26 protein-coding genes and 1 pseudogene are annotated in these 24,787 nt (G+C 51.6%); 6 read left to right on the forward strand and 21 right to left on the reverse strand.

Translation table 11 applies throughout. From position 1 onward, the window contains the following. Positions 1–37: 37 nt before the first annotated feature. Positions 38–508, reverse strand: coding sequence for a DUF1801 domain-containing protein (locus IPH59_13580; GenBank protein MBK7092730.1), 471 nt, complete (start codon positions 506–508; stop codon positions 38–40). A 246-nt stretch (positions 509–754) separates the two neighbouring features. On the opposite strand from IPH59_13580, the gene IPH59_13585 reads away from it, so the two are divergent. Genes IPH59_13585 through IPH59_13595 form a run of 3 tightly spaced genes read left to right on the forward strand, consistent with a single transcriptional unit; the run spans position 755 to position 3,641 of the window. Next, on the forward strand, positions 755–1,219 hold the full coding sequence (locus IPH59_13585; protein ID MBK7092731.1) for a heavy-metal-associated domain-containing protein: 465 nt from the start codon (positions 755–757) through the stop codon (positions 1,217–1,219). Beyond that, complete coding sequence (locus tag IPH59_13590) at positions 1,197–3,122, forward strand: copper-translocating P-type ATPase (protein ID MBK7092732.1); 1,926 nt, start codon at positions 1,197–1,199, stop codon at positions 3,120–3,122. The genes IPH59_13585 and IPH59_13590 overlap by 23 nt, the downstream gene beginning before the upstream one ends. A gap of 12 nt (positions 3,123–3,134) precedes the next feature. Next, a complete protein-coding gene (locus tag IPH59_13595; protein ID MBK7092733.1) occupies positions 3,135–3,641 on the forward strand; it encodes a DUF2231 domain-containing protein in 507 nt (168 codons plus the stop codon). A 21-nt stretch (positions 3,642–3,662) separates the two neighbouring features. On the opposite strand, the gene prmC is transcribed toward IPH59_13595, so the two are convergent. From prmC to IPH59_13695, 20 genes and pseudogenes are all read right to left on the reverse strand, one after another. Next, complete coding sequence (gene prmC / locus IPH59_13600; GenBank protein MBK7092734.1) at positions 3,663–4,520, reverse strand: peptide chain release factor N(5)-glutamine methyltransferase; 858 nt, start codon at positions 4,518–4,520, stop codon at positions 3,663–3,665. Between the two features lie 8 nt (positions 4,521–4,528). Further along, a complete protein-coding gene (locus tag IPH59_13605) occupies positions 4,529–4,750 on the reverse strand; it encodes a hypothetical protein (GenBank protein ID MBK7092735.1) in 222 nt (73 codons plus the stop codon). Between the two features lie 2 nt (positions 4,751–4,752). After that, positions 4,753–6,090, reverse strand: coding sequence for a TldD/PmbA family protein (locus tag IPH59_13610; protein ID MBK7092736.1), 1,338 nt, complete (start codon positions 6,088–6,090; stop codon positions 4,753–4,755). After that, positions 6,087–7,532, reverse strand: coding sequence for a TldD/PmbA family protein (locus IPH59_13615; protein ID MBK7092737.1), 1,446 nt, complete (start codon positions 7,530–7,532; stop codon positions 6,087–6,089). The genes IPH59_13610 and IPH59_13615 overlap by 4 nt, the downstream gene beginning before the upstream one ends. Next, complete coding sequence (locus IPH59_13620; GenBank protein ID MBK7092738.1) at positions 7,529–8,401, reverse strand: hypothetical protein; 873 nt, start codon at positions 8,399–8,401, stop codon at positions 7,529–7,531. The genes IPH59_13615 and IPH59_13620 overlap by 4 nt, the downstream gene beginning before the upstream one ends. After that, on the reverse strand, positions 8,398–9,483 hold the full coding sequence (gene prfA, locus IPH59_13625; GenBank protein ID MBK7092739.1) for a peptide chain release factor 1: 1,086 nt from the start codon (positions 9,481–9,483) through the stop codon (positions 8,398–8,400). Before prfA ends, IPH59_13620 begins: the two co-directional genes overlap by 4 nt. Continuing rightward, positions 9,476–10,426 (reverse strand): DUF1385 domain-containing protein, encoded by a 951-nt coding sequence (locus tag IPH59_13630; protein MBK7092740.1) that lies wholly within the window; start codon positions 10,424–10,426, stop codon positions 9,476–9,478. The genes prfA and IPH59_13630 overlap by 8 nt, the downstream gene beginning before the upstream one ends. Positions 10,427–10,499: 73 nt before the next feature. Beyond that, the gene (rpmE, locus tag IPH59_13635; protein MBK7092741.1) at positions 10,500–10,733 is read right to left on the reverse strand and encodes a 50S ribosomal protein L31; all 234 of its coding nucleotides are present in this window, start codon (positions 10,731–10,733) and stop codon (positions 10,500–10,502) included. A 377-nt stretch (positions 10,734–11,110) separates the two neighbouring features. Then, positions 11,111–12,035: pseudogene (locus IPH59_13640) on the reverse strand (DUF4268 domain-containing protein). Positions 12,036–12,045: 10 nt separating this feature from the next. Then, a complete protein-coding gene (gene rho / locus IPH59_13645; GenBank protein ID MBK7092742.1) occupies positions 12,046–13,293 on the reverse strand; it encodes a transcription termination factor Rho in 1,248 nt (415 codons plus the stop codon). A 174-nt stretch (positions 13,294–13,467) separates the two neighbouring features. Next, a complete protein-coding gene (gene rsfS, locus IPH59_13650; protein MBK7092743.1) occupies positions 13,468–13,812 on the reverse strand; it encodes a ribosome silencing factor in 345 nt (114 codons plus the stop codon). Positions 13,813–13,851: 39 nt separating this feature from the next. Then, positions 13,852–14,277: a LytR C-terminal domain-containing protein gene (locus tag IPH59_13655; protein ID MBK7092744.1), complete on the reverse strand. Its 426-nt coding sequence runs from the start codon at positions 14,275–14,277 to the stop codon at positions 13,852–13,854. Between the two features lie 144 nt (positions 14,278–14,421). Further along, positions 14,422–14,931 carry a hypothetical protein gene (locus tag IPH59_13660; GenBank protein MBK7092745.1) on the reverse strand — a complete coding sequence of 170 codons (510 nt, stop codon included), beginning with the start codon at positions 14,929–14,931 and terminating at the stop codon, positions 14,422–14,424. 67 nt (positions 14,932–14,998) lie between these two features. Beyond that, entirely contained in the window at positions 14,999–15,730 is a 732-nt protein-coding gene (locus IPH59_13665; GenBank protein ID MBK7092746.1) for an NTP transferase domain-containing protein, read from the reverse strand. Between the two features lie 17 nt (positions 15,731–15,747). Then, positions 15,748–16,098, reverse strand: a complete 351-nt coding sequence (locus tag IPH59_13670) for an aspartate 1-decarboxylase (GenBank protein MBK7092747.1) — start codon at positions 16,096–16,098, stop codon at positions 15,748–15,750. 1 nt (position 16,099) lies between these two features. Continuing rightward, positions 16,100–16,948, reverse strand: a complete 849-nt coding sequence (locus tag IPH59_13675) for a pantoate--beta-alanine ligase (GenBank protein MBK7092748.1) — start codon at positions 16,946–16,948, stop codon at positions 16,100–16,102. A 391-nt stretch (positions 16,949–17,339) separates the two neighbouring features. Next, a complete protein-coding gene (locus IPH59_13680) occupies positions 17,340–19,106 on the reverse strand; it encodes an ABC transporter ATP-binding protein (GenBank protein ID MBK7092749.1) in 1,767 nt (588 codons plus the stop codon). Between the two features lie 71 nt (positions 19,107–19,177). Next, positions 19,178–20,284 carry a radical SAM protein gene (locus IPH59_13685; GenBank protein ID MBK7092750.1) on the reverse strand — a complete coding sequence of 369 codons (1,107 nt, stop codon included), beginning with the start codon at positions 20,282–20,284 and terminating at the stop codon, positions 19,178–19,180. After that, positions 20,281–21,630, reverse strand: a complete 1,350-nt coding sequence (locus IPH59_13690) for an SPASM domain-containing protein (protein MBK7092751.1) — start codon at positions 21,628–21,630, stop codon at positions 20,281–20,283. Before IPH59_13690 ends, IPH59_13685 begins: the two co-directional genes overlap by 4 nt. Positions 21,631–22,249: 619 nt before the next feature. After that, positions 22,250–22,492: a hypothetical protein gene (locus tag IPH59_13695; GenBank protein ID MBK7092752.1), complete on the reverse strand. Its 243-nt coding sequence runs from the start codon at positions 22,490–22,492 to the stop codon at positions 22,250–22,252. A 127-nt stretch (positions 22,493–22,619) separates the two neighbouring features. Here IPH59_13695 and IPH59_13700 point away from each other — a divergent pair, with 127 nt between their 5' ends. From IPH59_13700 to IPH59_13710, 3 genes are read left to right on the forward strand one after another with little or no spacing between them, the layout of a single operon-like run. Beyond that, positions 22,620–22,874 carry a SemiSWEET transporter gene (locus tag IPH59_13700; GenBank protein MBK7092753.1) on the forward strand — a complete coding sequence of 85 codons (255 nt, stop codon included), beginning with the start codon at positions 22,620–22,622 and terminating at the stop codon, positions 22,872–22,874. A 25-nt stretch (positions 22,875–22,899) separates the two neighbouring features. Then, entirely contained in the window at positions 22,900–24,276 is a 1,377-nt protein-coding gene (locus tag IPH59_13705; protein MBK7092754.1) for a deoxyribodipyrimidine photo-lyase, read from the forward strand. Positions 24,277–24,280: 4 nt separating this feature from the next. Then, positions 24,281–24,733, forward strand: coding sequence for an SRPBCC family protein (locus IPH59_13710; GenBank protein MBK7092755.1), 453 nt, complete (start codon positions 24,281–24,283; stop codon positions 24,731–24,733). Positions 24,734–24,787: the final 54 nt, after the last annotated feature.

Consider the following 24,787-nt stretch of genomic DNA (forward strand, 5'->3'; position numbering starts at 1 on the left):
GCCAATTACCACGGGGCGCGACTCTCGCGCCCCGTTTCTACTTCTTGAGTTTGCCTTCGGCCAGTTGCTTACGCACCTTTTCGTAGTTCTTGATCAATTCATCTACCGATACTTTCGCTATCGCGTCCCCTATAACTTCGAGCGGTAAGTCATCGGCCGACTTGAAGCGCACGCACGATTTTCCCATATCCAGTTTCTTACCAGCCGCCGCGAACGCTTTTTTGAACCACTCCAGATACTTGGCATCACCATAAACGCAAGTGAGGTAAACTGACAGGTAATTCTTCTGCGCAGCCAGTGCCGCAACCCCCAAAGGATGCTTATTGTATGTATCCGGATAACGAGAGAGAGGAATGTAGTAGACAATCATCCCAAAGTCCATTCCCTCCTCGTACCCCTTCGGCAAGTTGGCAAGAATCACCTTTCGAACCTTCTCAATCTCCTTGCGTCGGTCAGTCGGTAGTTCCGCCAAATACTCCTTCACCGACTTGGCTTTGCTCTGCACCATTTGCACCTTCTCCTTTAGAACGTCTTGAAAACTCAATCTGAACAAATATACGCAAGAAGCCCAAATCTCGTTACATTGCAAGGCATGCAATCTTATCGCAATTCCCCTGTAACCTTTTTCCGACTGTCCGTCTCATTCAGCAAGGCCAATCGGCGAAGTCTGGAACTCCGCCGTCATCCATTGGTTGACATTGTAGGTCGGCATAAGTAACGTAGTGCCGGGAAAGAGTGAAGAACAGGCGATACTATGGCTGCTACTATGAAAACTGGCCAACCTAACCGGACCGAAATTCCTGTCACCGGCATGCACTGCGCCAGTTGTGTCGCCAAGGTCGAGGGGATTATCAAATCCGTCCCTGGCGTTACTAAAGTCAGCGTCAATCTCGCCACCAATTCGGCGTCGATCGAGCACCAGCGCTCCGGATTCGATGTTGCTGCCGTCGCCAAATCTTTGAACAAAGGCGGCTATCCGGCCAAACTCACTGTGACGCACCTGTCCGTCTCCGGCATGCACTGCGCCTCCTGCGTCGCCAACATCGAGAAATACCTGCTCGAAATCGACGGCGTTGTCGATGCCGCCGTCAACCTCACCACCGGCTCCGGAACGATCAAACACCTCGGCGTCGAGCGATTGCAGGAAAAAATCACCACAGCCCTCGCCGGCAGCGGCTACGCAGCAACCATCGCCGATGACGGGCACCCAGGATTCTGATCCGACTGACTCCGAAGTCGCCGAGCTGCGCTGGCCGCTCTTGTTCAGCCTCGCTTCAGTAGCAATCACCATGTTCATCATGGCCGGCGAACACTTCCATTTCTTCCACATCGACCCCGAAGTTTCCGGTCACATTCAATTCGTTCTCGCAACGGCGGTCTATTTCTGGTGTGGCAAACGCTTCCATCTCGGACTGTGGCACTCCCTCAAACGCAAAAGCGCCGACATGAATACCCTCATCTCGCTCGGCACGTCGGCAGCCTATTTCTTCAGCGTCGTCGTCCTTTTCAAGCCATCTCTTTTCCCTGCAACCGGCGGCCACTCCGAATTCTATTTCGATACCGCAATTATGATCATCGCCCTGATCCTGCTCGGACGCTTCCTTGAAGCCAAAGCCCGCTCGCGCTCCAGTTCCGCGATTCGCAAACTCCTTGAGGCGCGACCCGACGAAGCTACCATTGTTGTCAATGGCACAGAGAAACAAAAGCGCTCCGAGTACCTCGAGATCGGCGACATCGTCCGTGTTCGTCCCGGTGAATGGATCGCCGCCGATGGCGAAATCATCGAGGGCACCGGCTCGGTCAACGAATCAATGCTGACCGGCGAAGCGCTTCCCGTTGACAAACAAACAGGCGATCAAGTAACCGGTGGCACAATCAACACCACCGGCAGTTTTGACTTCCGTGTCACGACTGCCCAATCGGAATCGCGGCTCACTAAGATCGCGGCCATGGTGCGTCAAGCCTTGTCCGCCAAACCGCAAATTCAACGCCTTGTCGACAAGGTCGCTTCAATCTTCGTCCCTATCGTGATCGGACTTTCAGTCGTGACGCTGGCGATCTGGCTACTTGCCGGCGCAGGATTTGTCTTTGCCCTCAAGGCTGGCATCGGTCGCGGCGCCGGAATGGGAATTCTCTTCCGCAGTGGCGACTCATTAGAACAAATCGGCAAGGTCTCCACAATGTTCTTCGATAAGACGGGAACGCTCACCAATGGCGCCTTCCGTGTTGTTAACATGCACGGAATCAGGCAGTCTTCGGAATCGCTTCTCCGCCTTGTCGCTTCGGTGGAATCCAAGTCCGAACACCCATTGGCGAAAGCCGTCGTCGAATATGCACAGGAGCAGGGTGTCGCATTCGCCAGCGTGTCAGACTTCGTCTCTTACGCCGGAGCTGGAGCCGAAGGCACTGTCGAAGGCAAGAGAGTCTTGCTCGGTACCGCCAAGTTCTTCCAATATCGTAAAATCGACCTGTCCGCTCTTGCCGCAGATGTCGATCCTGAACTCGCACACGGTCGTAGTTTGATGTTCGTCGCTATCGACGGCACTGCCGCCGGATTCGTCACACTTGCCGACACCATCAAACCCGACGCTTCGACTGCCATTCACGAACTCTCAATGCTGGGCATCACCGCAACAATGCTCACCGGCGACAATCAGCACTCAGCTCAGTCTGTCGCTCGTGAAATCGGCATTACCAACTTCAAAGCCGAACTTCTGCCACAACAGAAACTCAACGCCATTGCCGAGGCTAAATCGAGCGGTGCGATCATCGGCATGGTCGGCGACGGTATCAACGATGCGCCGGCATTGGCCGCGGCAGATATCGGCATCGCCCTTTCTTCCGGAAGCGATATTGCAGTCGAATCCGCTGCCGTAACACTTACCGGATCGGGCCTGCGCAAGGTCCCGCAGGTCATTCGCCTGGCACGCGCAATTGTCCGCAACATCAAGCAGAATTTGTTCTGGGCATTTTTCTACAATGTTATTACGATTCCAGTTGCAGCCGGCGCGCTGTACCCGGCATTCGGTATCCAGCTCTCGCCGATCATCGCCGCCGCTGCAATGTCGCTGTCGTCGATTTTTGTCGTAACAAATGCTCTGCGCCTGAGGCGCTTTCATTAACGGAGTTCGCCCTTGCCTAATCCGCATCCCTTGATTGTCCACTTCCCGATTGCGTTGTTCATCATCGCGGTAGTCTGCGAGCTGTTCGCTTACTTCCTCAAATCGCGCCTCTTTGGAATCGCAGCATTGGTCAACGGCGTCGCCGCTGCGATTTCGGCATTTGCTGCCGTTGTCACCGGCCTCTTCGCCAAGACCCTCGTCACAAAGGGACCCGCCGTGTTTGTCCTCGAATCCCACGAGACAATGGGCTATCTTGTCTTAGCAACCGCACTGGCATTCGCTGGAATAAAGTTGTACTCGCATCTCAAGCAGACAGACAAGTACCTTACATCTGCAATTGCGGTTGGGCTGTTAGGCGTTGTGTTTACTGTTATCGCCGGCCACGAAGGCGGTGAGCTTGTCTATCAGCACGGAGTTGGCGTTAACAAGACGCCGCAGACGCAGTTAAATCAGTACCCTTACGGCACTCCACTTACCGCGGAACCTGATTCGTCTTCCGATTCAACTGTCAGCCGTTGATCTCGCCCCGACTTTGATCTGCTATACTTTCTCGATTACCATTCCGCGCTGGCGCTGATTGTAGTCGATGATTGTCTCGCGAACCCTCAGCCCGCTTTCCTTTTCGACAATGCCGCGAATCACCGCGTCGTGGTCGATACCGTATTCTATCACCAAGTATCCTCCCGACGTTAGCAAGTCCGGTGTATCAGCAATCAACTGCCGAATTGCATCGAGACCATCCACGCCGGAAACCAACGCGCTATGCGGTTCATGATCGCGGACCTCGCTCATGAGCTCCGGCCATTCCGACTCTCGCACATACGGCAAATTCGCAATAATCAGATCCATTGGCGATTCGATTAGCAGCGGTGACAATAGGTCTCCTTGCCGAAGCTCAATCCTCTCGCTCAGATTATGCAGCGCTATATTCTCTTCCGCCAACTGTAGAGCACCGCTCGACAGATCGGTAGCATAAACGATAGCATCAGATCGATTCGCGGCCACAGCTATGGCGATACAACCTGTTCCCGTACCTATGTCCGCCACCCGTGGATTCGGCGTCGATCGAATCAACTCCAGCGCCCGTTCAAGTACGACCTCGGTTTCCGGCCTGGGAATCAGTGCCCGCCCGTCGCATCTGATTATCAGCCCATACCATTCCGTCTCGCCAATGATGTATTGCAATGGTTCGCGATTTACCTTGAGCTCTACCATCTCTGCAAAGGATGCACACTCTTCGTTACCAACTTCACGCCTGGGGTCAATGTGGATATCGAGTCTTCGAAGATTGAGAATTGAGCGAAGAAACAACTCAGCCGCCAATCGCGGATTCTCGATTCCGGCGGCAAGCAGACGGCTCGCGCCCTCATCGAGCAGTTCACTGAGAATCCTCGCCATTTTTTAGACTAAGCGAAGTGAATTGGAAAGTCAGCAGGCAAATTCATTGCAATTGCCGGGTCATTGAGTGCGCGCGCACATCCAAACCGCTTGTGTCCCATCAATCGCGGACTTTGAGATTCGTGGTGTTGGATCGCTTCCTCTTCAAATGCCTGCGCAAAAGTCGGCAGTCCGACAACAACCGCTCCAATGACCATGCTTGAGTTTCGAATGAATTCGCGACGATACATATCTATCCCTCCGTGGTCTCCAGATTGAAGTTGTTGATCTTCATTGCCGGTACCAGCATCGCAACCGAGTATTGTGGATACAACTCGCGTGCTTTGGATATCATCTCGGCATTGGCGTACGCTTCAAGTATCGACTGGTTGATGCGCATATTCTTGATCGCCGCGCCAACCTTGCCGTTTTCGATCAGGAAAGTCCCATCGCGCGTCGTGCCGGTCACCTGTGTCTTCATCGGATTCAGGAAATTGACATACCAGAAGTGCGTGATATATACTCCGCGACTCGTCGATGCCACCATCTCGTCGATCGTTGAATTCCCGCCGTTGATTGCCATATACTTCGGATACGGCCCGTAGGTATTATTCGGCGGCAGTGCATGTCCTGTCGATTCGCTCTTAAGCAGTCTCGCATAATACGAATTTGAAACGACTCCCTTGGCGATTCCGTTCTCGATCAACGTCACCTGCTTGCGAGGTACACCCTCATAGTCAAATGCTAACCCGGCAAACTCCGGCGCCAATGGATCTTCGATGATGGTGATGTTGTCGCCGGTAATCTTTTCGCCGATTTTTCCCGCCATGAATGAGCGCTGTTGGTGAAGTGTCTTTGCTCCAAATCCCATAAACGCCAGGAACAACAATAACTGCCCGACTGCCGCCGGTTCGAGAATCACCGTGTAAGCGCCAGTCTCCAGCGAAATCGGCTCAAGCGAGCGCACGGCTTTATCAATCGCACGATTAGCAGTTCTCTCTACATCGATATTCTTCGCATCATGAGCATACGCAATCGCCCAACCGGCATTCCCCTTCTCGCCGTTTGCCGTCAACGACAGCTCCGACCGCGAACTGGTCCCAAACTGCTCTATGCCGAGCGAGTTTACGACCGCCACAGTATCGGTCGTTACGCGATAGGCGCCTGCTGTCTGCAAACTGCTCTTCCGGCACAAATCAACAATCTTGCCGACTGCATCCGCCCTCAACTGCGGTGTGTTTTCGATCGTGCCTGCTTCATTTGCTGTAATCGTCGGCGCTGCCTGCGGCGACGGCAATGATTCAAAATCAGGGTCTTCCGGCATCAGCTCAGCGATCGTGCAGGCATTAACTACCGCCTGCTTCAAAGCCTGTGCGCTCAGGTCCCCTGTCGAAGTTATCCCAACTTTTCTATTCTTAATCGCCCGCACATACACCGTCGTGTCGGCGCGATACATATTCTGATGTATTTGTGATTCAGCAAATCTGGTCAAGCTCAAGTCTTCGCCGATCAAACATAGTTCCGTCTGGTCCGCCGTCGATGCCGCCAGTGCCGCCTTGAGACTGCTCAGCGTTTGGTCTCTGTTGATCATCCGCCCACCTTCACTTGCCGGAACCGCACGTAAGCCGCACCCTGCGCCGTTCTTCCATTTTGTCCCGGCTCGCCCTTGCCGCAATTCGGCGTACCCCACAATACCCATTCATCCTTGTGTCCCGTCGAGTCGCAGCTATTCCAAAATTGCACTGTATTACCTGAATACGAAGGCGACTTAACCATTGCACCCAGCTTCCCACCCTTGATTTCCCAGCCGACTTCGCCTCCCAGCGTGAAGTTGTCGCGATTGTCATCAATCGACCATTGCTCGACACCCTCGATATAGATACCGTCTTCGATCTCCGCGATCATGTCGGCGAATTTCTTGTCGCCCGGTTCAAGCGTTAGATTCGTCATCCGCACCAGCGGCACATTGCCCCATCCTTCTGCTCGCGCCGCCGCCGATGACTTTGCATTGATCCGTTTCGCCGTCTCCAACGAACTAAGATATCCCACCAACAATCCGTCCTTGATCAGCGGCATCCGTGTGGCTTCAACGCCGTCGTCATCATATTTGTATGTCGCCAATCCTCCCGGCAAGGTCGGATCGCTATAAACATTCACAATTTCTGACCCATACTTGAGCTTATTCAATTGATCCGTCGTCGCGAAGCTCGTCCCCGAAAAATTCCGCTCCGAACCGAACACTCTGTCCAATTCCAACGGATGTCCAATAGATTCATGAATCTGTAGCGAGGCCAAATCCGGAGAGAGCACAATATCCGTCACCTTGTCCGGACACTCTGCCGCCGTCTGCATCTCAATCGCCTGTGTTGCGACTTTGCCAATATTCTCTTCGATCTTGAATGTCGCAATCTGTTCATACCCGCCGCTGACAAACTGCCCCGAAGCTGTCGGAAATGAGCGTTCATATCGCTCGCGCCGGCCCTTGACAATTCCGCAGGTCACACCGGCTCCGGTGTGCAACAACACTTGCTTGATGTCGCTTCCCGCTGTCGAACGAAACATCTTCGTCTCGCGCCGGAAATCCAGAAATGCCGACGTCGCCGAAATTGCCGCATCCGCATGCATCAAATCTTCCCAGTGCGCCAGCAGATCAAGTTTCTCAGCAATCGGCATCACAAACGGATCCTTCGTGAATGGCGTTTCATATACGCCCTTTGCCGTCGGATACTGCCCCAGGTCAATCGGGTTCTTATTCACCTTGCGCGAAGCATCCGCAATGGCAATGGCCAACTTGACGATTCGCTCATATTCCTTCTCATCAAACTGCGATGATGCCGCAAAACCCCACGATCCATCCTTGAGCACACGCACGCCAAAGCCGAGCGTTACTGATTTTTCTACCGGTTCAATTTTGCGGGATGAAGATGCGAGGCGTTCGATCTCGATCTGTTGTACGCGCAGATCAGCGTATTCACATTTGCCCTTGGTCAGCTTGCGCAGCCAACCATCAATGTCTTCGACGAGTTTGATCATATCGGTATGTCGACGAAATGTCCTCCTGCCAAATATACAATTATCATAAACAAAACCCCGACCAGCGTCAAGGCAATGGCTCCCGGAACCGAAACAAAATTCTTCTCCGGTTTGAACCCGAAAATTGTCCCGCGAAACACGACAGTTAACCCCAGCCAATAGAGGATCAGCAATTCCATGTATGTTTGCGCTCGGTTGTCATCCAGCGGCCACCCGCCCCAGTAGTAGCCGAAACGGATATGCGACACAAACAACCCGATCAGCGCCGTCCCCAACAGCATCAACAAACCGGTTATAAACACTTTGCGCGAGAGTTTCTTCAGGCTCTTTTCGTTCGATGTGCGCAATCCGAAAACATTGAACAATGCCATGAATGCATACATCGCAGCAATAAACATGACTCCGACATGCGCGCCCCATACAATCAACGACGGTCGGCCCTCAAATAACAAAGCGATGTTCGAATTTAGTTCCTTTGGAAGCCGCAGTGTCAAAGTGTCGTCAACCGAAGTTAATTCTACGAAATATTCGTATACCTCGCCTCGTCCGAGTCGCGGCAGTTCGGTAGAGTACCGATCCAAAGTCTCGGGATTGCGAGTCAAAGCTAATTGCGAGAAGTCGCCAACACCGCCGCTTCGATAATAGAGATTCAGGTTAAATTGGATGGAGTCGTTCGGCGCCGTCGCCCAGACCTCGATATTCGGGTCGCTGCTGCGCGAGAATTTGCCGGCTGAAGTGTGGTCTAAAATAAAACCGCCGGCTGAATTGTCGTAGTAGCCGGCGTCGGAAGTATTCTTATTGATGCGCGGTGCGACCGCGAACAGCAGCAGCGTCAGAATGAATGCAAGGAATGTCTTAACACTGCTCAATTCACCCCCGCCAACTCGCCGGCTTTCTTGAGACGTTCCTCCTGCTCCTGCTCCTGCAGCGGCGTGATCAAGTCGTCCAAATCGCCGGCTAAAATATCATTAAGCTTATGTAAAGTCAGATTGATGCGGTGATCCGTGACCCGGCTCTGTGGAAAATTGTATGTCCGAATCTTCGCCGACCTGTCACCCGAACCAACCATCGTCTTGCGCGCCGAGGCAATCTTCTCCTGTTGCTCGGCAATTGCCCGGTCAAGCAAACGCGCACGCAGCACTTTGAGGGCTTTGACCTTGTTCTTCAATTGCGACTTTTCATCCTGACAACTCACCACCGTATTTGTCGGCAGATGTGTAATTCGCACAGCTGAATCTGTAGTATTGACCGACTGCCCACCCGGTCCCGATGACCGGAACACATCGATTCGCAGTTCGCTGGGATTGATCTCGATATCCACTTCGTCCGCTTCCGGCAGTACTGCCACCGACGCTGCTGAAGTATGAATCCGTCCCGAAGCTTCCGTCGCCGGCACGCGCTGAACACGGTGCACACCCGATTCAAACTTGAGACGCGCAAAGACATCCTCACCGCTTACGGCAAGAATCACTTCCTTAAATCCGCCGCCACCGGTAGGATTCGAGCTAAGCAACTCAATCTTCAAACCTTTGTTGTCTGCATAACGCGAATACATTCGGTACAAATCAGCCGCAAACAGTGCCGCCTCGTCGCCGCCGGTACCGGCACGAATTTCCAAAATGACATCCTTCGAGTCGTTCGGATCGCGCGGTGACAAAAGAAGCTTCAACTTTTTGGCGACTTCGTCGTGATGCGCCTCAGCTTCTTCCTTTTCAGCTTGCGCCAATTCGACTAAATCAGAATCGGCGTTCTCAGTAATGATGCGGTCCGCTTCCGTAATCGTCTGCACCAGCTTGCGGTACTCGCGGCCAACCGCGACGATCTCCGCGACTTCTTTGTGTTCGCGTGACAATTTGCGAAAACGCTGGTTATCGGCGGCCACTTTCGGGTCGCTCAAATCCATCGCAAGCTTATCGAGTTTATCTTCGAATGATTTGACGAGATCAAGCATCGGCGAATTCACGGACTTCTATATCTTGAGGCATTTGCAGCGAGGCTTTCACCGCAACAATCGCGACCTCGAGCTGGTCAAGACTCGGCTCTTTGGTCGTAATCAGTTGCAGCCACAGTCCCGGCTTGATCAATATCTTGGTGAGCTTATTATCGCGCGTCTTGCCGGAGAGCTTGAGCAGTTCGTATGAACCGCCGGAGACTATCGGCAGAAGCGAAAAATGCAGGGCAAAACGAACGAACAAATTCGGCGGCTGTCCGGTAATCACCTGGAACAGCGTATCCGATATCGCAAAAATCAAAATCGCAAACAACGCCACGATCAGAATAAACGACGTCCCGCAGCGCGGATGAAGAGTCGTGTACTTCTTTGCGGCAATCGCGGTAAGATCATCTTTCATTTCCCAGGCCCAGATCGACTTGTGCTCTGCACCGTGGTACTCGAATATCCGCCGGAAATCTTTGAACAGCGTCAACAACGAGACATACCCGAGGAAAAACACCACTCGCACCGATCCGGCAACAACGTTGAACATCAGCGCGTCCTTGCCCAGTCCAAACAACGAGGCTACCCACAGCGGCAAGAAAAAGAAAAACACCACACCCATGCCCAGCGCAAACACAATGCTCAATGCCAGCATGATCGAACTCGTCTTCTTGATCTCTTCCGGCGCCTTGCCCTCTTGAAGATCAATATCTTGTCCGGCAATTTCGGCCGAAAAATTCAGCGATGAGATTCCGATCCACATCATCTCAAACAACGAGATAAATCCGCGTATGATCGGCAGCGCAAAAAACTTGTAGCGCTTCGACAGCGGCGTGTGCTCGGTCGTCTTGACAAGTATCGAATTATCGGCGCGGCGAACTGCAGTCGAGATATGCGTCGCTGAACGAATCATGACGCCCTCAATTACCGCTTGTCCGCCTACCTGGAAATCTGCCATTAATACCTCAGGGAATAGATATACAAAAAGCAGGAATAGCCAAGCCATTCCTGCTTATGTTCTGCTTGCTCAGTTACTGTTCCGACTTCTTTTCGGTAGCGCCGGCTGTTTGGCCGTACTTGCGGCGGAAACGGTCGATACGGCCTGCCGTATCCAGTAGTTTCTGCTTGCCGGTGTAGAACGGATGGCACTGAGCGCAAATTTCAACCATGATCGTGTCCTTCGTGGTCGAGCGGGTTTCAAACTCGCTGCCGCAGGCACATTTGATCATGACCTTATTGTACTTGGGATGAATATCCGGTTTCACTTCGCACTCTCCTGTTAAACCACAAAATAGTCTTTTATTATATGCCCGGACGTCGTCTTTGGCAAGTGAATTATTGGATTCTCTTCCTAAATCCAACTTCTCCAACAACTTGTAGTAGCTTAAAAAAGTACCGGAGCCGGTCCCTAAACTGGTTGGATTCAACGATGTCGACCGGCCCCGAACTAATCTATCGGAAGATCCTGTTGTCAGCTAATACAACATCGAGGTATTTGAATAGGTTCCCGAACGTTAGTCTGAAAATGTGTCTGAATTGGCCGGATCAAACCGCGCGTTTAAACAAGTCTCAAACGCCTGAATATCGGATGCAACTGTGATCCCCAAAGAGAGACTCGCCTAGTTTTGCTTTAAAAACGGCCTTAGGCATTGTAAAATCGAATCATTGAGTCGACCAAAACCTCCCACGCTCCTTGCCACTTTCCTTCGTCCTGCCATCCTGCAATCGGCACTACATACTTTATGCGACAGGCACGCTTGCCCTCTAGGACTTCCCACTCAAGTGGACCCCCAAAAGAAGCTTCAATCTCCTCTTTGTGAGCCTTCAATTGGTCAAAAACTTGTCGATTGGCAACTTCAGCCTCTTTGCCCCGATCGATGTAAAGCTCAATTTGCGCATCATGGCGGCGAACGACGTAATTGAGAAGGAGCCCCGATGATCCTGCTGAAGTGCCAATCCAGTTGAATCGATTTGCAGTAATTCCCGCGTGCAACTTCGTCTTGGTCTTGGCGTACGACAGCAATCCCTCCCAAACTTTGTGCGATAGTAGTGACGCTCTACAAAGTCCTTTTTAATCTCCAGCCTCCGCAGATTCCTCGCTCGGGCCGGTAATCAGCGTAAACAATGGCGCAGGCTGTGAGTCACCATCTTGATTGCTTCAACCTTCACCAGATAGAATGATGCTGCCGGCTTTCATTGAGCCACGCGATTGCACGTACATGCTCTGGACGGGGTTCACTTACGAGCCAAATGGCAGACTTGGCTTCCAATACAGTCAGGTAGGTGATGAGCTTTCCTAGGTGGTCATGATTGCTCTTTTCGAGTTGGTTCTCGACTATCACGGCGTTTCCTGGTTCATCCTCTGCCACTAAGTCAACGCTAAAATCGCCAGCGTCTCTTTCGCGCTCTGCACCCGACAGAGTCAGATCTAGCGATTCACCCAGAACTTCAATGTTATTTTCAAGCCAAGTTGTGAAGTCGTGAGCCTCATGTTTCCAAACTTCGCGGAGCTTCCCCGCGTTATCTTTCCGATCATAACTACCTTGCTGTCTCCTTGTAGGTCCCAGGTCGCGCCCCCTAATCCTTCATCGAATCCAAAAACTTCTTGTTCGTCTTCGCCTTCTTCAAACGATCCAACAAGAACTCCATCGCCTCAATCGCATTCATGTCCGCCAAAAACTTGCGCAAAATCCAGATACGCGCCAAAGACACCTCTTCAATCAGAAGCTCTTCCTTACGCGTCGATGAACGATTGATATCCATCGCCGGGAACACGCGCCGATCCGCCAGTCTGCGGTCAAGCACGATTTCCGAGTTACCGGTGCCTTTGAATTCTTCGAAAATCACTTCGTCCATGCGCGAGCCGGTCTCGATCAACGCCGTTCCGACAATCGTCAACGAACCGCCCTCTTCGATATTACGCGCCGCGCCGAAGAATCGCTTCGGACGCTGCAATGCGTTCGAGTCAACGCCGCCCGAAAGAATCTTGCCCGAGTGCGGCACCACCGAGTTGTGTGCGCGCGCCAGACGGGTAATCGAGTCGAGCAAAATCACAACGTGATGCTGATGCTCCACCAACCGCTTCGCCTTCTGCAACACCATCTCGGCAACTTGCACATGGCGTTCCGCCGGTTCGTCAAATGTCGAAGACACCACTTCGCCCTTGACCGAGCGCTTCATGTCGGTGACTTCTTCCGGACGCTCGTCGATCAGCAATACAATCAACTTGCATTCCGGGTGATTCGTTGTAATCGAATTGGCAATCTTCTGCAGAATGATCGTCTTACCAGCCTTCGGCGGCGACACGATCAATGCGCGCTGTCCCTTGCCCAGCGGACACATCAGATCCATCACGCGAGTGGTCTGCTCTTCCGGTATCGTCTCAAGCTGGAATTTTTCGTTGGGGTAAAGCGGCGTCAGGTTGTCGAAGAGAATCTTGTGCTTGGCAACATCCGGATTCTCGAAATTGACTGCCTCGATCTTAAGCAGCGCAAAATATCGCTCTGATTCCTTCGGCGGTCGCACTTGCCCGGAAATAATATCGCCGGTGCGCAAATCGAATCGCTTGATCTGCGATGGCGAAACGTAGATATCGTCCGGCCCGGGAAGGTAATTGTAATCAGCCGAGCGCAGAAAGCCGTAGCCTTCTTCAAGAATTTCCAGAACGCCCTCACCGAAGATGAGTCCGTCCTTTTCCGTCTTGGCTTCGAGAATCTTGAAGATCAGCTCGGATTTGCGTAAACCGGAAACCCCGGGAATTTCCAATTCCTCGGCGGTTTTCAACAGCTCCGCAATGGTTCTACTTTTCAGTTCGACAATGTCCATATTGTATGGTCCTTTCAGAATATTAAAACAAAATTGAATTCGAGATTAGTTGTGCCCGGGCAAATGAGATAGTCCGGTCGATGCGCTCTTGATATGCGCCTGAGGCTCGCCTGTCACGGGCGATTTGATTTCGTTGCGATCTCCAGCGGTTGAAATGAAGCGCCGATGGGCTGCTTAGGCTGCGATTTCCTCCGACGGTGCGTCGCCCCACAGGTCTTCAAGACCGTAGAACTCGCGAACGTCGCGTTGGAACACATGCACTACAACATCGACATAGTCAAGCAATACCCAGCGCAGACTGCTGTATCCTTCCCGGTGCCAGACTTTAACCCCGGTGTCCCGGAGTTCGTCGACAATGTGATCCGCTACTGCGCGCGCCTGCACATCGGCATCTACCGTGCAGATCACGAAATAATCGCAGACCGCGGACAACTTGCGCAGGTCGAGTATTTTGATGTCATAGGCTTTCTTGTCGAGCGCCAGATCGGCTATCTTGTGAGCCAGTTCATTTGGAGTCAATAACGAGATGCTGAAAAGTCCTCCTTCGCCGTCGCGAGGTCAGTTTGGTTTCTTGAGCGCGATCAACTTTTCATAGTCGGCGCCAACTACCAGTGAATAATCTATATCGTAAAAATTGCTTTCAAGTTCCTTAAAGCTGATCCGGTCGGGCGACAATCCGATTTTCGCCGCAAAACGTGCCGCATGATCGTGCTTTGCCTTGCGCGCTATCAGAAGTGTCTTCTCCTGCTGAAATGATTCAAAATTCCCCTCATCAAGAACATCAACTATGAAATCAGGTCCAGCGTTCGTCTTAACGTGACGCGAGAATGTCGAGGCCGCCCCGGCGATTCCGCAGCCGTTAAGTATCTGCACGCGCAACGCCATCGGCACAATCGCTTCGGCAGAATCCGGCGCAGGCGCCGATTCGCCCTTCATGATGTTTATGACAAACGAACCGACAAAAGCCAATACTCCCAGTGACACTGCGATGAGTATTATGTCGATGATCCGGCTTCCCGATTTCGGCTTCGCCGCCTTGGTTCTGGAACGAACTTTGCTCAGATTCTATTCTTTATTGAAAATGTTTCGGGACTGCGAACGTAAGGGGGGCACAATGCGTCACTTCTGTCATTCAAAAAAGGATCCATACCTCCCGTACGGCGATCGATAATAATTCGGATAACCCGAATTCATCAAACCGGGCGCCCACTGCTCGTATCCGACGCTAACATGAAAATTACGCGACGGCTCCCAGAACAATCGGAAACTCGGCAAGATCTTGTTGTTGATAGTCGAAGAGGTCGATGCACCAAACAACGACTGCGGCTGATGAATGTACGCTATTCCGATCTGCATCCGTAACGGCTTGGCAAACTGATAGTCAATCTGATTCATGTACATCGCGATTGACTGCGTGTGTCCGCCGGACGAGAAAAAGTTCATCGAATAGCTGTGATTCATCCGCAAACGCGACGGGTCAAACAACGAAAACGGCATGTTGCTTTTTTCAACTGACAACCCGTTCTGATTACCGATTGACGAATTGCTCTTCTGGTCCATCACTGTCTCGGCCGAAACCGAAGCAACCGTCAACACAATGATGAAGCAAGCCAACACTGCATTTCTCAGAATAGTCATGACGGAAAATCTCCAATAAGTCTCTATCGGTAATACGCGCGGAATCTACTTTTTGCCCAAAAATTTGTCAACGTTTTAATTCAAAAAAGATCGCTTCAAGTTGTTTTAGCTCATCAGGATCGTTAAATCCCAACCCCTCGCGATAATCCTCAAGCTGGATACACTCCGTTACCTTGCCGTCCAACATCAGAATCCGCATCACATCCGTGATGTACAACTCGCCCTGAGCATTGTTCGAATCCAGCTTCGCCAACGCCGGCGCCAGTGCCTCGGCATCGAATACATACAGCCCGGTGTTGACCTCCGGGATGTTGATTTGCTCACTATTACAATCGGCAAATTCCACAATCGCCTTAATCTTGCCGTCGGAACCGCGGACAATCCGTCCATACTTCTCGGTATTCGGCGGAGCAAAAGAAACGACGATCCCAGCCGCCTTAAGCTCCCGCTGACGAGCTATCAGCTTCTCCAGCGTCTCTTTACGCAGAAGCGGCACATCACCGGCAAGCACCAAAATGCTTCCCTTGAAATTACGATACGACTCCTCTGCCATCATCACTGCATGACCGGTACCGCGCTGTTCTTCCTGAACAACAAACGAAAAATTCGGCTCGCCGCTCAGTTCTGATTTCACCAATTCTCGGGCGTATCCGATCACAAAAACGGTCTTCGCCAGACCCATGCTCTTAAGCATGTCTGCAATAACTCGAATCACCGGTTTGCCGCCGACCGGATGAAGCACCTTCGGCAAATCCGATTTCATTCTCTTCCCCAGCCCGGCAGCCAGGACTATTGCCATTACATCGGGATAACTGCTCACGCGAGGATCTTGTTGTTTTTGTCGACCTTGACGACAATCGGTTTGTGATTCGCCGCTTGTTCGGGAGTCAGCAGAACATAGGTGATTATGATAACTTCGTCGCCAACTTGACCAAGTCGCGCCGCCGGTCCATTGAGACACACGGTACCCGATCCCGGCTTGCCAAGAATCGTGTAGGTCTCAAACCGTTCACCATTGGCAACATTGACCACCTGCACCTTCTCGCTTTCGAGAATGTTCGCTGCCTTCATCAAGAGTGGGTCAAGTTCAAGCGAACCCTCATACTTGAGATTGGCATCAGTTACGGTAGCGCGGTGGATTTTCGATTTGAACATCGTAAGATACATTCTACTTCACCTTCAAAGTGATATTGTCAATCAGCCTTACTCCGCCGATTCGGCAAGCCAGACTGATGGCGACACGCCCGGTGATCTTCGTCAATTCTACCAGCGTGTCTTCATCGGCGACCGAAACATAGTCCACTGTCGCCTTCGCCTCTTTAACAAGACGGCTCTTTATATAGTTCCTGATCTTCGCGGCAGATCGCTCTCCGCTCTCGATCATCTTCCGCGCTACTCCCAACGATTGGGGAATTGTCAGCGCCTGGGAACGACTTAGCTGATTAAGATACACATTTCGCGAAGATAAAGCAAGTTGGTCTCGGTCACGAATTGTCGGAACGATGACAATCTTGGTTGGGATATTCAGATCCCGCACCATCTGTCGAATCACCACCGTCTGCTGTAAGTCCTTCTTACCAAACAACGCAACGTCTGCTTGGACGGCGTTGAAAAGCTTCAAAACTACCGTCGCGACACCCTGAAAATGGCCCGGCCGTGCCGCGCCTTCAAGCACCGTAGCTATCTTATCCGGCACAACATAGGTATCAAATCCAGCCGGATACATGTCATCCTTGCCCGGATTGAAAATGAAATTCACCCCTTCGGCCTTGCACGCCCGGCAATCTTCCTTCCAAGTCCGAGGATACTTCGAGTAGTCCTCATTTGGCCCAAATTGAGTCGGATTGACAAATATCGACACAACCACGATCTCGCCGTGCTTTTTCGCCCGCTTGACAAGCTCAATATGCCCCCGATGCAACGCCCCCATCGTCGGCACAAAAGCAATCCTCTTCCCCTGCTTCTTGAGCCGTAACATTGCCGTTTGCATCTGCTTCGGTGAATGAATGATCTTCATAGCCGGAGATTATAACACACCGATTCCAAATGTGAAGTGAATTTCCGCCTCAGCCCCAATGCAAAATGCCCAATCAGTCCCGCCCAATCCCCTCGGGGTGGCTGGGGTCACGGTCCTCTCCTGTACCCGGCAAGCTCCCCCTCGGCCAACCAGGTCCCGCCTTGCGGGGGAGAGGGGCAGGGGTGAGGGCGCACCACGCGACTCATTCATTCCGAAACCGCCACCAAGTTCAATTCCCCTCTAAAAAGAGGGGTGCCTTGAGCGCGCGATCCGCCGCGGCGGAGAGCGCGATCAAGGCGGGGTGTGTCGTTCGATTTTGATTGTTCCCCTCTCCCCTCTCCCTGGGGAGAGGGGAGGCTGAGGGCGCAATCTCACATCGTCCGGACCAGAGCTAACTCGCCTTCACCAGCTGCTTCTCTGCGAGTTCACGATAAATCGATGACCGTGACATCAGTTCACTGTGCGTCCCCTCGTCCACAATGGCGCCGCCCTTCATGGTGATAATGCGGTCAGCGCGTTGCACAGTGGAAAGCCGATGCGCAACGATGATCGCTGTCTTGTTGAGAAGAATTTTGTCGAGCGCCTGCTGAATCAGTTGTTCGGAAATTGAATCAAGCGCCGAAGTCGCCTCGTCGAGAATCAACACTGGCGGGTCTTTCAACACCGCGCGGGCAAGGCAAAGGCGCTGCTTTTCGCCGCCGGACAATGTGACCCCGCGCTCACCAACAACGGTGTCATAGCCTGCAGGTAATGATTCGATATAGTCGTGGATGTTGGCGACCCGCGCGGCCGATACAACTTCTTCGCGTGACGCCGCCGGATTGGAGTATGCAATATTCTCGAAAATGCTGGCATTGAACAAAAGCGGGTCCTGATCGACAAGGGCTATATTGTCTCGCAATGACTGAAATGACAGCTTGCGCAAATCGATACCGTCAAGAGTGACACTGCCCTGTTGCGGGTCATAGAAGCGCATCGCGAGATTTACTATTGTGCTTTTGCCGCCGCCCGAAGTCCCGACTATGGCCAATTTCTCGCCCGCTGCAATAGTCAGATTGAAATTCTCCATTCGGAAGCTCTGTTCTTCGTAAGAGAATCCGACTTTGTCAAACACAATGACGCCGCGTGCTTTGGTGATCGAAACGGGACTCGGCGCTTCGACTACTTCACGCTTATAGTCGAGATACTCGAATACGCGATCGACCGAGGCCATTATGCCCTGGATTTCCACATTCGCCGATGCCAAAGCCTGAATCGGCATATTCAGCCACGTCAGCAAGACAAAGAACGCCATTAGCTGACCAAGCTTCATCGAACCGCTCGCAACCAGATAGGCGCCAATACTCAGGAAGACGATCACACCGGCAAAGCTGAGAATCTGAACAAAATTCCGCGCAAGCGATTGATTGACGCTGTACTTGATGTAGACAACCTTTAGCCGATCGAGAACGGTGTCCACGCGCTCACGTTCTTCGCGTTCGCGGCCAAAAGCCTTGATAGTCTTGATTCCCACCAATCGCTCCTGCACTCTTCCCGACAATTCTGCGACCGCTTCTTGCAATGTCCGGGAGATGGTGTTCATCTTGAGTCCGTAGCGATGTGTGAGATAGATCGTGACAGGAAGCGGTATCAGGGCAATGAGAGTGAGATACCAGTTGAGCGAAAACAGGTAGATCAGAATGCCAATCAGGAACAGCACATTTGTAAGCAGACTCAACAGGCTGTTGGTAAACAAATCCTGAATGCGACTGACATCAGACATCATGCGCGACATAACCTCGCCGACCTGATGTTTCTGGTAGAATCTCAACGAGACCAATTCCAAGTGCTCGAATAGCTGGGAGCGGATGTCGGCAATGATGCTGCCGCCGATCTTTGCGGCAAGATAATCGCGTAGCCACGACAGAAGTAGGATTATGACGTAGACGGAAATCAAAGCACCGGCAAAGAATGCGGACTTGTGCCAGCTTGTCGGATCGGCGCTATCGGCTGCGAGCGCCGGAATGAGCGAGTCGATCATGTATTGAATTGACGCCGGAAGAGCCAACTGCAATACGGCTATAATCGCCATCGCCAAAAAGGCAACGAACTCCATTCGCAGGTATGGCTTAAGATAAGCCCATAACCGCCGGGCTCGCGGAGTTTTCATGCTCTTCATTGTACTTCCCCCTTTGCATACGCGCATCTATCCCGATGCGATGGGGCGATCTTTTGTGGCAACTACAACCACTATCCTTTCACCTGCACCGACTTGAAACGGTTGAGCAGCTGCGTCACGAGCGCATTATCCTCGGGTGCCGCAACACCGCGTTGCTGCTCCATGCGATAAGTACAATATGGGTTGTCAGCGCGACAACCGGAAGCAGAAACCGATGTCGTCGTACAGCCGCCACGGCACAACGGAAGATACTTGCAGTCGTGGCAAGCACCGGTGGCGGTATCGCGAGTGAAACGGCGATTGTATGCAAATGCGTTGGGATCGTTCCAGATCGCTGTAAAAGACGAGTTGCGAACATTGCCCTCGACGAATTGCTCTTGCATCGACAGACATCCCTTGACGTTGCCATTTGATTCGATTCCAGCAACGCGGGTGCCGGCAAAACAGCCAAAGTACGGAACATCTTCCCAAAGTTCGGTTCCGAGACATCCATAGTAGCCGATATTTTCGCCGACATCAATCGCGATCTCGTGATTCTTCTGCTTGAATTCGATCATTTTCTTGACGAGTCGCTCGTAGTTGTCCAGCGAAAGTATGAGATTACGATTCTCCATCATGCGGCCCGTACTGGTGGTCATTTGGATACGCCACACCGGACACTTGGCATCGATGAGAATTTGGCGCATCTGGTCAAGTTCGCCAATGTTAATATTGGAAATCTGGCTCTCAGCGCAGAAAGGTACGCCTTTCGCAGCCATCATGTGCATTGCGCCAATGACCTTGTCATAACTATCGTCGCGTTGGCGGATGTAATTGTGGGTTTCTTTGGTGCCGTCGAAGCTGAAGCCGACCCGGGTGAAGCCAATGCGCTTGAAGTCATCGACGATTTCTTCAGTGACGGCAAGACCATTCGTAATCAAGCAAGTCTTGACACCGCCTTTGACGAAACGCTCCGATATCTCCCGCCAGTCTTTGCGCATCAGTGGCTCGCCGCCTGATATGGCAACGACTTCAGTGCCGAGAGCAATTAGTTCATCAGCCAAATGGAGTGCTTCGTCGGTCGTCAGTTCATCGGGGCGCTGTTTGCCGGCCGAGGTTCCGCAATGGATGCAGCGCATGTTGCAGGCAAAGGTGATCTCCCAGACGACAGATTGAGGGTACATTCGGAACTCGGTCATATTTGCTCCTTGACGGTACTTTTCATTCGTTGTTGGCGTGAGCAGGCGATGATTTCCAGCATCGGAATCAAATTATGCCGCCAGCCCTGACACAGTTGATCTTCAGTGAGGTCGCGATCGACGCGTTGCGACGGACATCCGCCGAAACAAATCGGCAGAATGTTACAGCTCTTGCATTTGTCGTTGATAGTTGGATCGAAATTGAACAGTCTTGTGAAGTTCGGATCCTGATAATTGATCGGTTGGCTGATGTTTCCCATCACGCGCTCCGGGTCGCCGACATAGTTGAAGCAGCGACAGAGATTCCCCTCAGGGTCGATCAACATCGCATTGACCCGCTGTGCCATACAAAATGCAGCAACCGGCGACGGCAGTTTCTCGATACTGAATCCATGCTGCAACAATAGCCGGAAGTAGTCTATCTCGACTGCCGAGAAGTCCGCCGTGTTGTAACAGCTCTCTGCGATGTTGGAGCATACCGAAGTTGCAGGCTCAAGTTGGCCAAAATAGACGCCGACTCTCCGCTCGAGTCCGGCGGCCTTGAGTTCGAGCAATAGTTCCTCGATCAAAGCTTCATCAAAATTCTTGTCGACATTGATGCGCACAGTGATCATGAGCTTCGTTACTGCATAGACAATATTGGCAATGATCTGGTGGAAGCTGACTTTGCCATTCTTGAGCGGGCGGCGTTTATCGTGAATTCGCGCCGGTCCGTCGAGTGTGATCTGAATGGTCGATACTTTGAGATCAACCAGCTTATCAACAACACTCTGCGAAAGCAAATAGCCGTTGGAGATCATTGTCGCCGTGTATTGGAAACTCTTGCGCTGGCTCAGATCGAGCATCTTGGCAGTAAGGTCTTCAATGACATCGAGTGCAAGCAATGGCTCGCCGCCGTACCAGCAGATATCAACATGGTTGAGCGAATCAGCGCGCTTCTCGACAAAATCAGCAATTGCCGTTTGAGTCTGCGCCGACATCTTGCCCTTCTTGTTGCTTTCGAAGCAATACTCACAGGCCATGTTGCAAGCCATCGTTGGTGCAATCACCAAACCCAGGCTCGTCATGTCGAAGCGACTGACTCCGTGTTGGAATTTAATCGCTTCAAATTCGTCACAGTTATCGGGAAACGCAAATCGCCCATACTCAAGTTGCTTGAGCAATTCTTTTTCAGAATCGGTGAGCGACGAGGAACCGTTGGATTGAATCAGTTTTATTGAGAGATTTTGGTAAGCATCGAAATTCTCAGCAGTCATTACCGCCACAGCGCCGGATCGAGCATTAAACGCTATGTAGTGGCCGTTTCGCCAGGGCTGGAAGTGGTTGTAGCGCGAGATCTTTGCCATGATGCTTCTCCCGGTGCGGATGATCGATCGAGCGTGGAGGGAGCAACTGGCTCCCTCCATACTCTTCACCGAAAGTTATTCGGTTTCCGTCGGAACGCCATACAACGGCTTAATACCGCATACGCCAGTGCACTTTAAGAAGCACTTCGGAATGCAGATATCAATTGTGGCTTCCATGGGGTCGATCAAATAAATCATCCGACTCCCTCCTGTTGGAACGTAAGATGTGAGTTATGTGAGCAGAATACTCACCCGTATCAACGAAATGCGGATACGTCAAATTAGAAAAAGCCCCGGCAATAGACTTGGTCAAAAAACGATAGGAATCTGGCAGGAACTCGCCAATGACAATTGAAAATCGAAAGGTCTGTTGGTTAAGAAAATCTTCGCGGCAGACAGAGTACGACTGTGAGGACGCCATGATGCACCTATCCGATTACAAACGTTGAGTTTGTTGACGATTATGATTGCAATGAATACAAAACTTGGACGATTTTGTCAAGTACTATTTTTCACAAACTCCGACTTTTATGATGTATGTTGACTCCATTGACCACTTTGGTAAGGATTGTCAGAGTTTGTAATTCGGGTATGCGACTTTGAACAGGACTAATTTCGTTTATGGGCGGGTTGCCGAACTTGGCGTGCCGGTCTTCCAAAAGGCAGTATAGGTTACGCCGTCGTGCCAGTGCCGATCTTCACAGACCCAACGACCATCGGTCGCCGCCACGAGCTTGCGAACTTCATCGTTTCGCTCTTCCTGCGATAGTGCACTAAATGACATCCGCTCCTCTTCTGTCCAGGAACGGCCCTGTGCGGCAAAGAAGAGATCATGGAAACTGAAACAACAATTCTCACTCATACTTATGAGTATACGCGCTGGAAGTCACTAAGCACAAACGAAATTGGCGACGGCATCGTCTGAATAGTCTTGCGTTAAGAGACACCGAATCGAAGATTGACAGCACAAACGAGCGAGGCAGAATTCTATGGATAAAGCAACGATAATCGGATTGGTAGCCGGTACACTCACAACGCTTTCTTTTATCCCGCAGTTGATAAAGATTGTACGTTCCAAATCGACGCATGACATTTCGCTGGTAATGTACATCGTCTTCAGTACCGGGATCTTGCTTTGGCTGATTTATGGCCTCCTGATCAGCGATGTTCCGGTGATAGTCGCCAATGCCGTTGCGCTGTTTATCACAATTACCATTCTCTCGCTCAAAGTCCGATACCGATAGATCCCACGCAGCCAACTTGGTAAGCATGAAGCACGAAGAGCGGACATCAATCATCAATCCCGGTCGAGTCTGCAGACTTGGCGATGGCAACGGCGAAGGCAATTCTGTCATCTACTGGATGAGCCGAGATCAAAGGCTCAATGACAATTGGGCGCTGCTCTTCGCACAACAGACTGCTCTGGAACGCAAGTTACCGCTCGAGATTGTCTTCTGTCTGGTGCCAGAGTTCCTTCAAGCGACGCTGCGGCAATATGAGTTTATGATAAAGGGACTTGAGCAAATCGAACAAGGCTGTGAGAAATTCGGCATTGGATTCTCACTCTTATTAGGGAAACCGGAAGACGAGCTCCCTAAGTACCTTGCAAAGATCAAACCGGCTGCACTCGTAACCGACTTCACCGCATTGCGCATCAACCGCAGGTGGAAAGACTCCATGGCTCAAAGAACGAATACTCCCTTCTTTGAAGTCGATGCTCACAACATCGTCCCGTGTCTGGTAGCGTCTGGCAAACAGGAGTATGGGGCGTACACAATCCGCCCGAAGATTCGAAAACTGCTGCCGGAATACCTGACAGAGTTTCCCAAATTGAAGAAACACCCATTTTCTTCAACCAAGCAACCAAACCCCACAAACTGGGAGCGAGTTCGCAAGTCACTCAAGATTGACCGCTCCATCGGCATAGTTGATGGATTCGACTCAGGTGAAGCCGCCGCAATCAAAGTTATGCGGCACTTTCTGGAGAAGAAACTCTCTCGATACGACACCGATCGAAACCAACCACAGATCGATGGCCAGTCGAATCTCTCTCCCTACTTGCACTTCGGTCAAATATCAGCTCAGCGAGTTGCATTGGAAGCACAACGCTTTGATCTACATGTTCCGTCGCAAGAAGCGTTCCTTGAAGAACTCATAGTCCGGCGGGAGCTCTCTGACAATTTCTGCCACTATAATGACAAGTACGATGCCTTCGAAGGATTCCACCCCTGGGCTCAGAAGACTCTCAACGAACACAGGAATGATACCCGGGAATATCTCTATACACTCGATGAATTCGAGTCGGCTCAAACACACGATCAACTTTGGAACGCTGCTCAATTGGAGATGGTTACCACCGGCAAGATGCACGGTTACATGCGCATGTATTGGGCGAAGAAGATCCTCGAGTGGTCTCCTTCACCTGAGGAAGCAATGGAGACAGCGATCTATCTGAATGATCGCTATGAGCTTGATGGCCGCGACCCGAATGGATACACCGGCATCGCATGGAGCATCGGCGGCGTTCACGATCGAGCGTGGGGAACCCGACCAGTTTTCGGTATGATTCGCTATATGAGCTTTGACGGCTGCAAACGGAAGTTCGATATCAAATCGTACATCGCCAAACACGCGAATAGAGGATAGTAGTGTGAAAGTCTACCACCTGCATACCGAACAAATCGTCTCCAAGCCATTGGCTGAAGTCTTTGCCTTCTTCGAGCGACCGGAAAATCTCGCTCGCATTACACCTGAGTCGTTGGGCTTCGTCATTGTAACTCCGACGCCAATAGAAATGAAAGTCGGTGCTTTGATTGACTACACGATTAAAGTGATGGGCATGCGGATTCGCTGGAAGACTCTGATTTCAGCCTATGATCCGCCGAACAGATTCGTCGACGAGCAATTGACAGGACCCTATAAACTCTGGCATCACACGCATACTTTTGAAAGTGCCGATGGTGGTACCAAGATCATTGATGATGTTCGCTATGCGTTGCCATTCGGAGTTTACGGAAGTATCGCTCATGCATTGTTCGTGCGCCGCGATCTGGAGAAGATCTTCAAGCACCGAGAAAAGATCATCACCGAGCTGTTTTGCTAAGCGTCATTCTCTTTGCTTTGCAGCACGTCAACTTGTGAAACATTTCTCTATCAG

It is taken from the genome of bacterium (genome assembly GCA_016708315.1).
Taxonomy (GTDB): domain Bacteria; phylum Zixibacteria; class MSB-5A5; order CAIYYT01; family CAIYYT01; genus JADJGC01.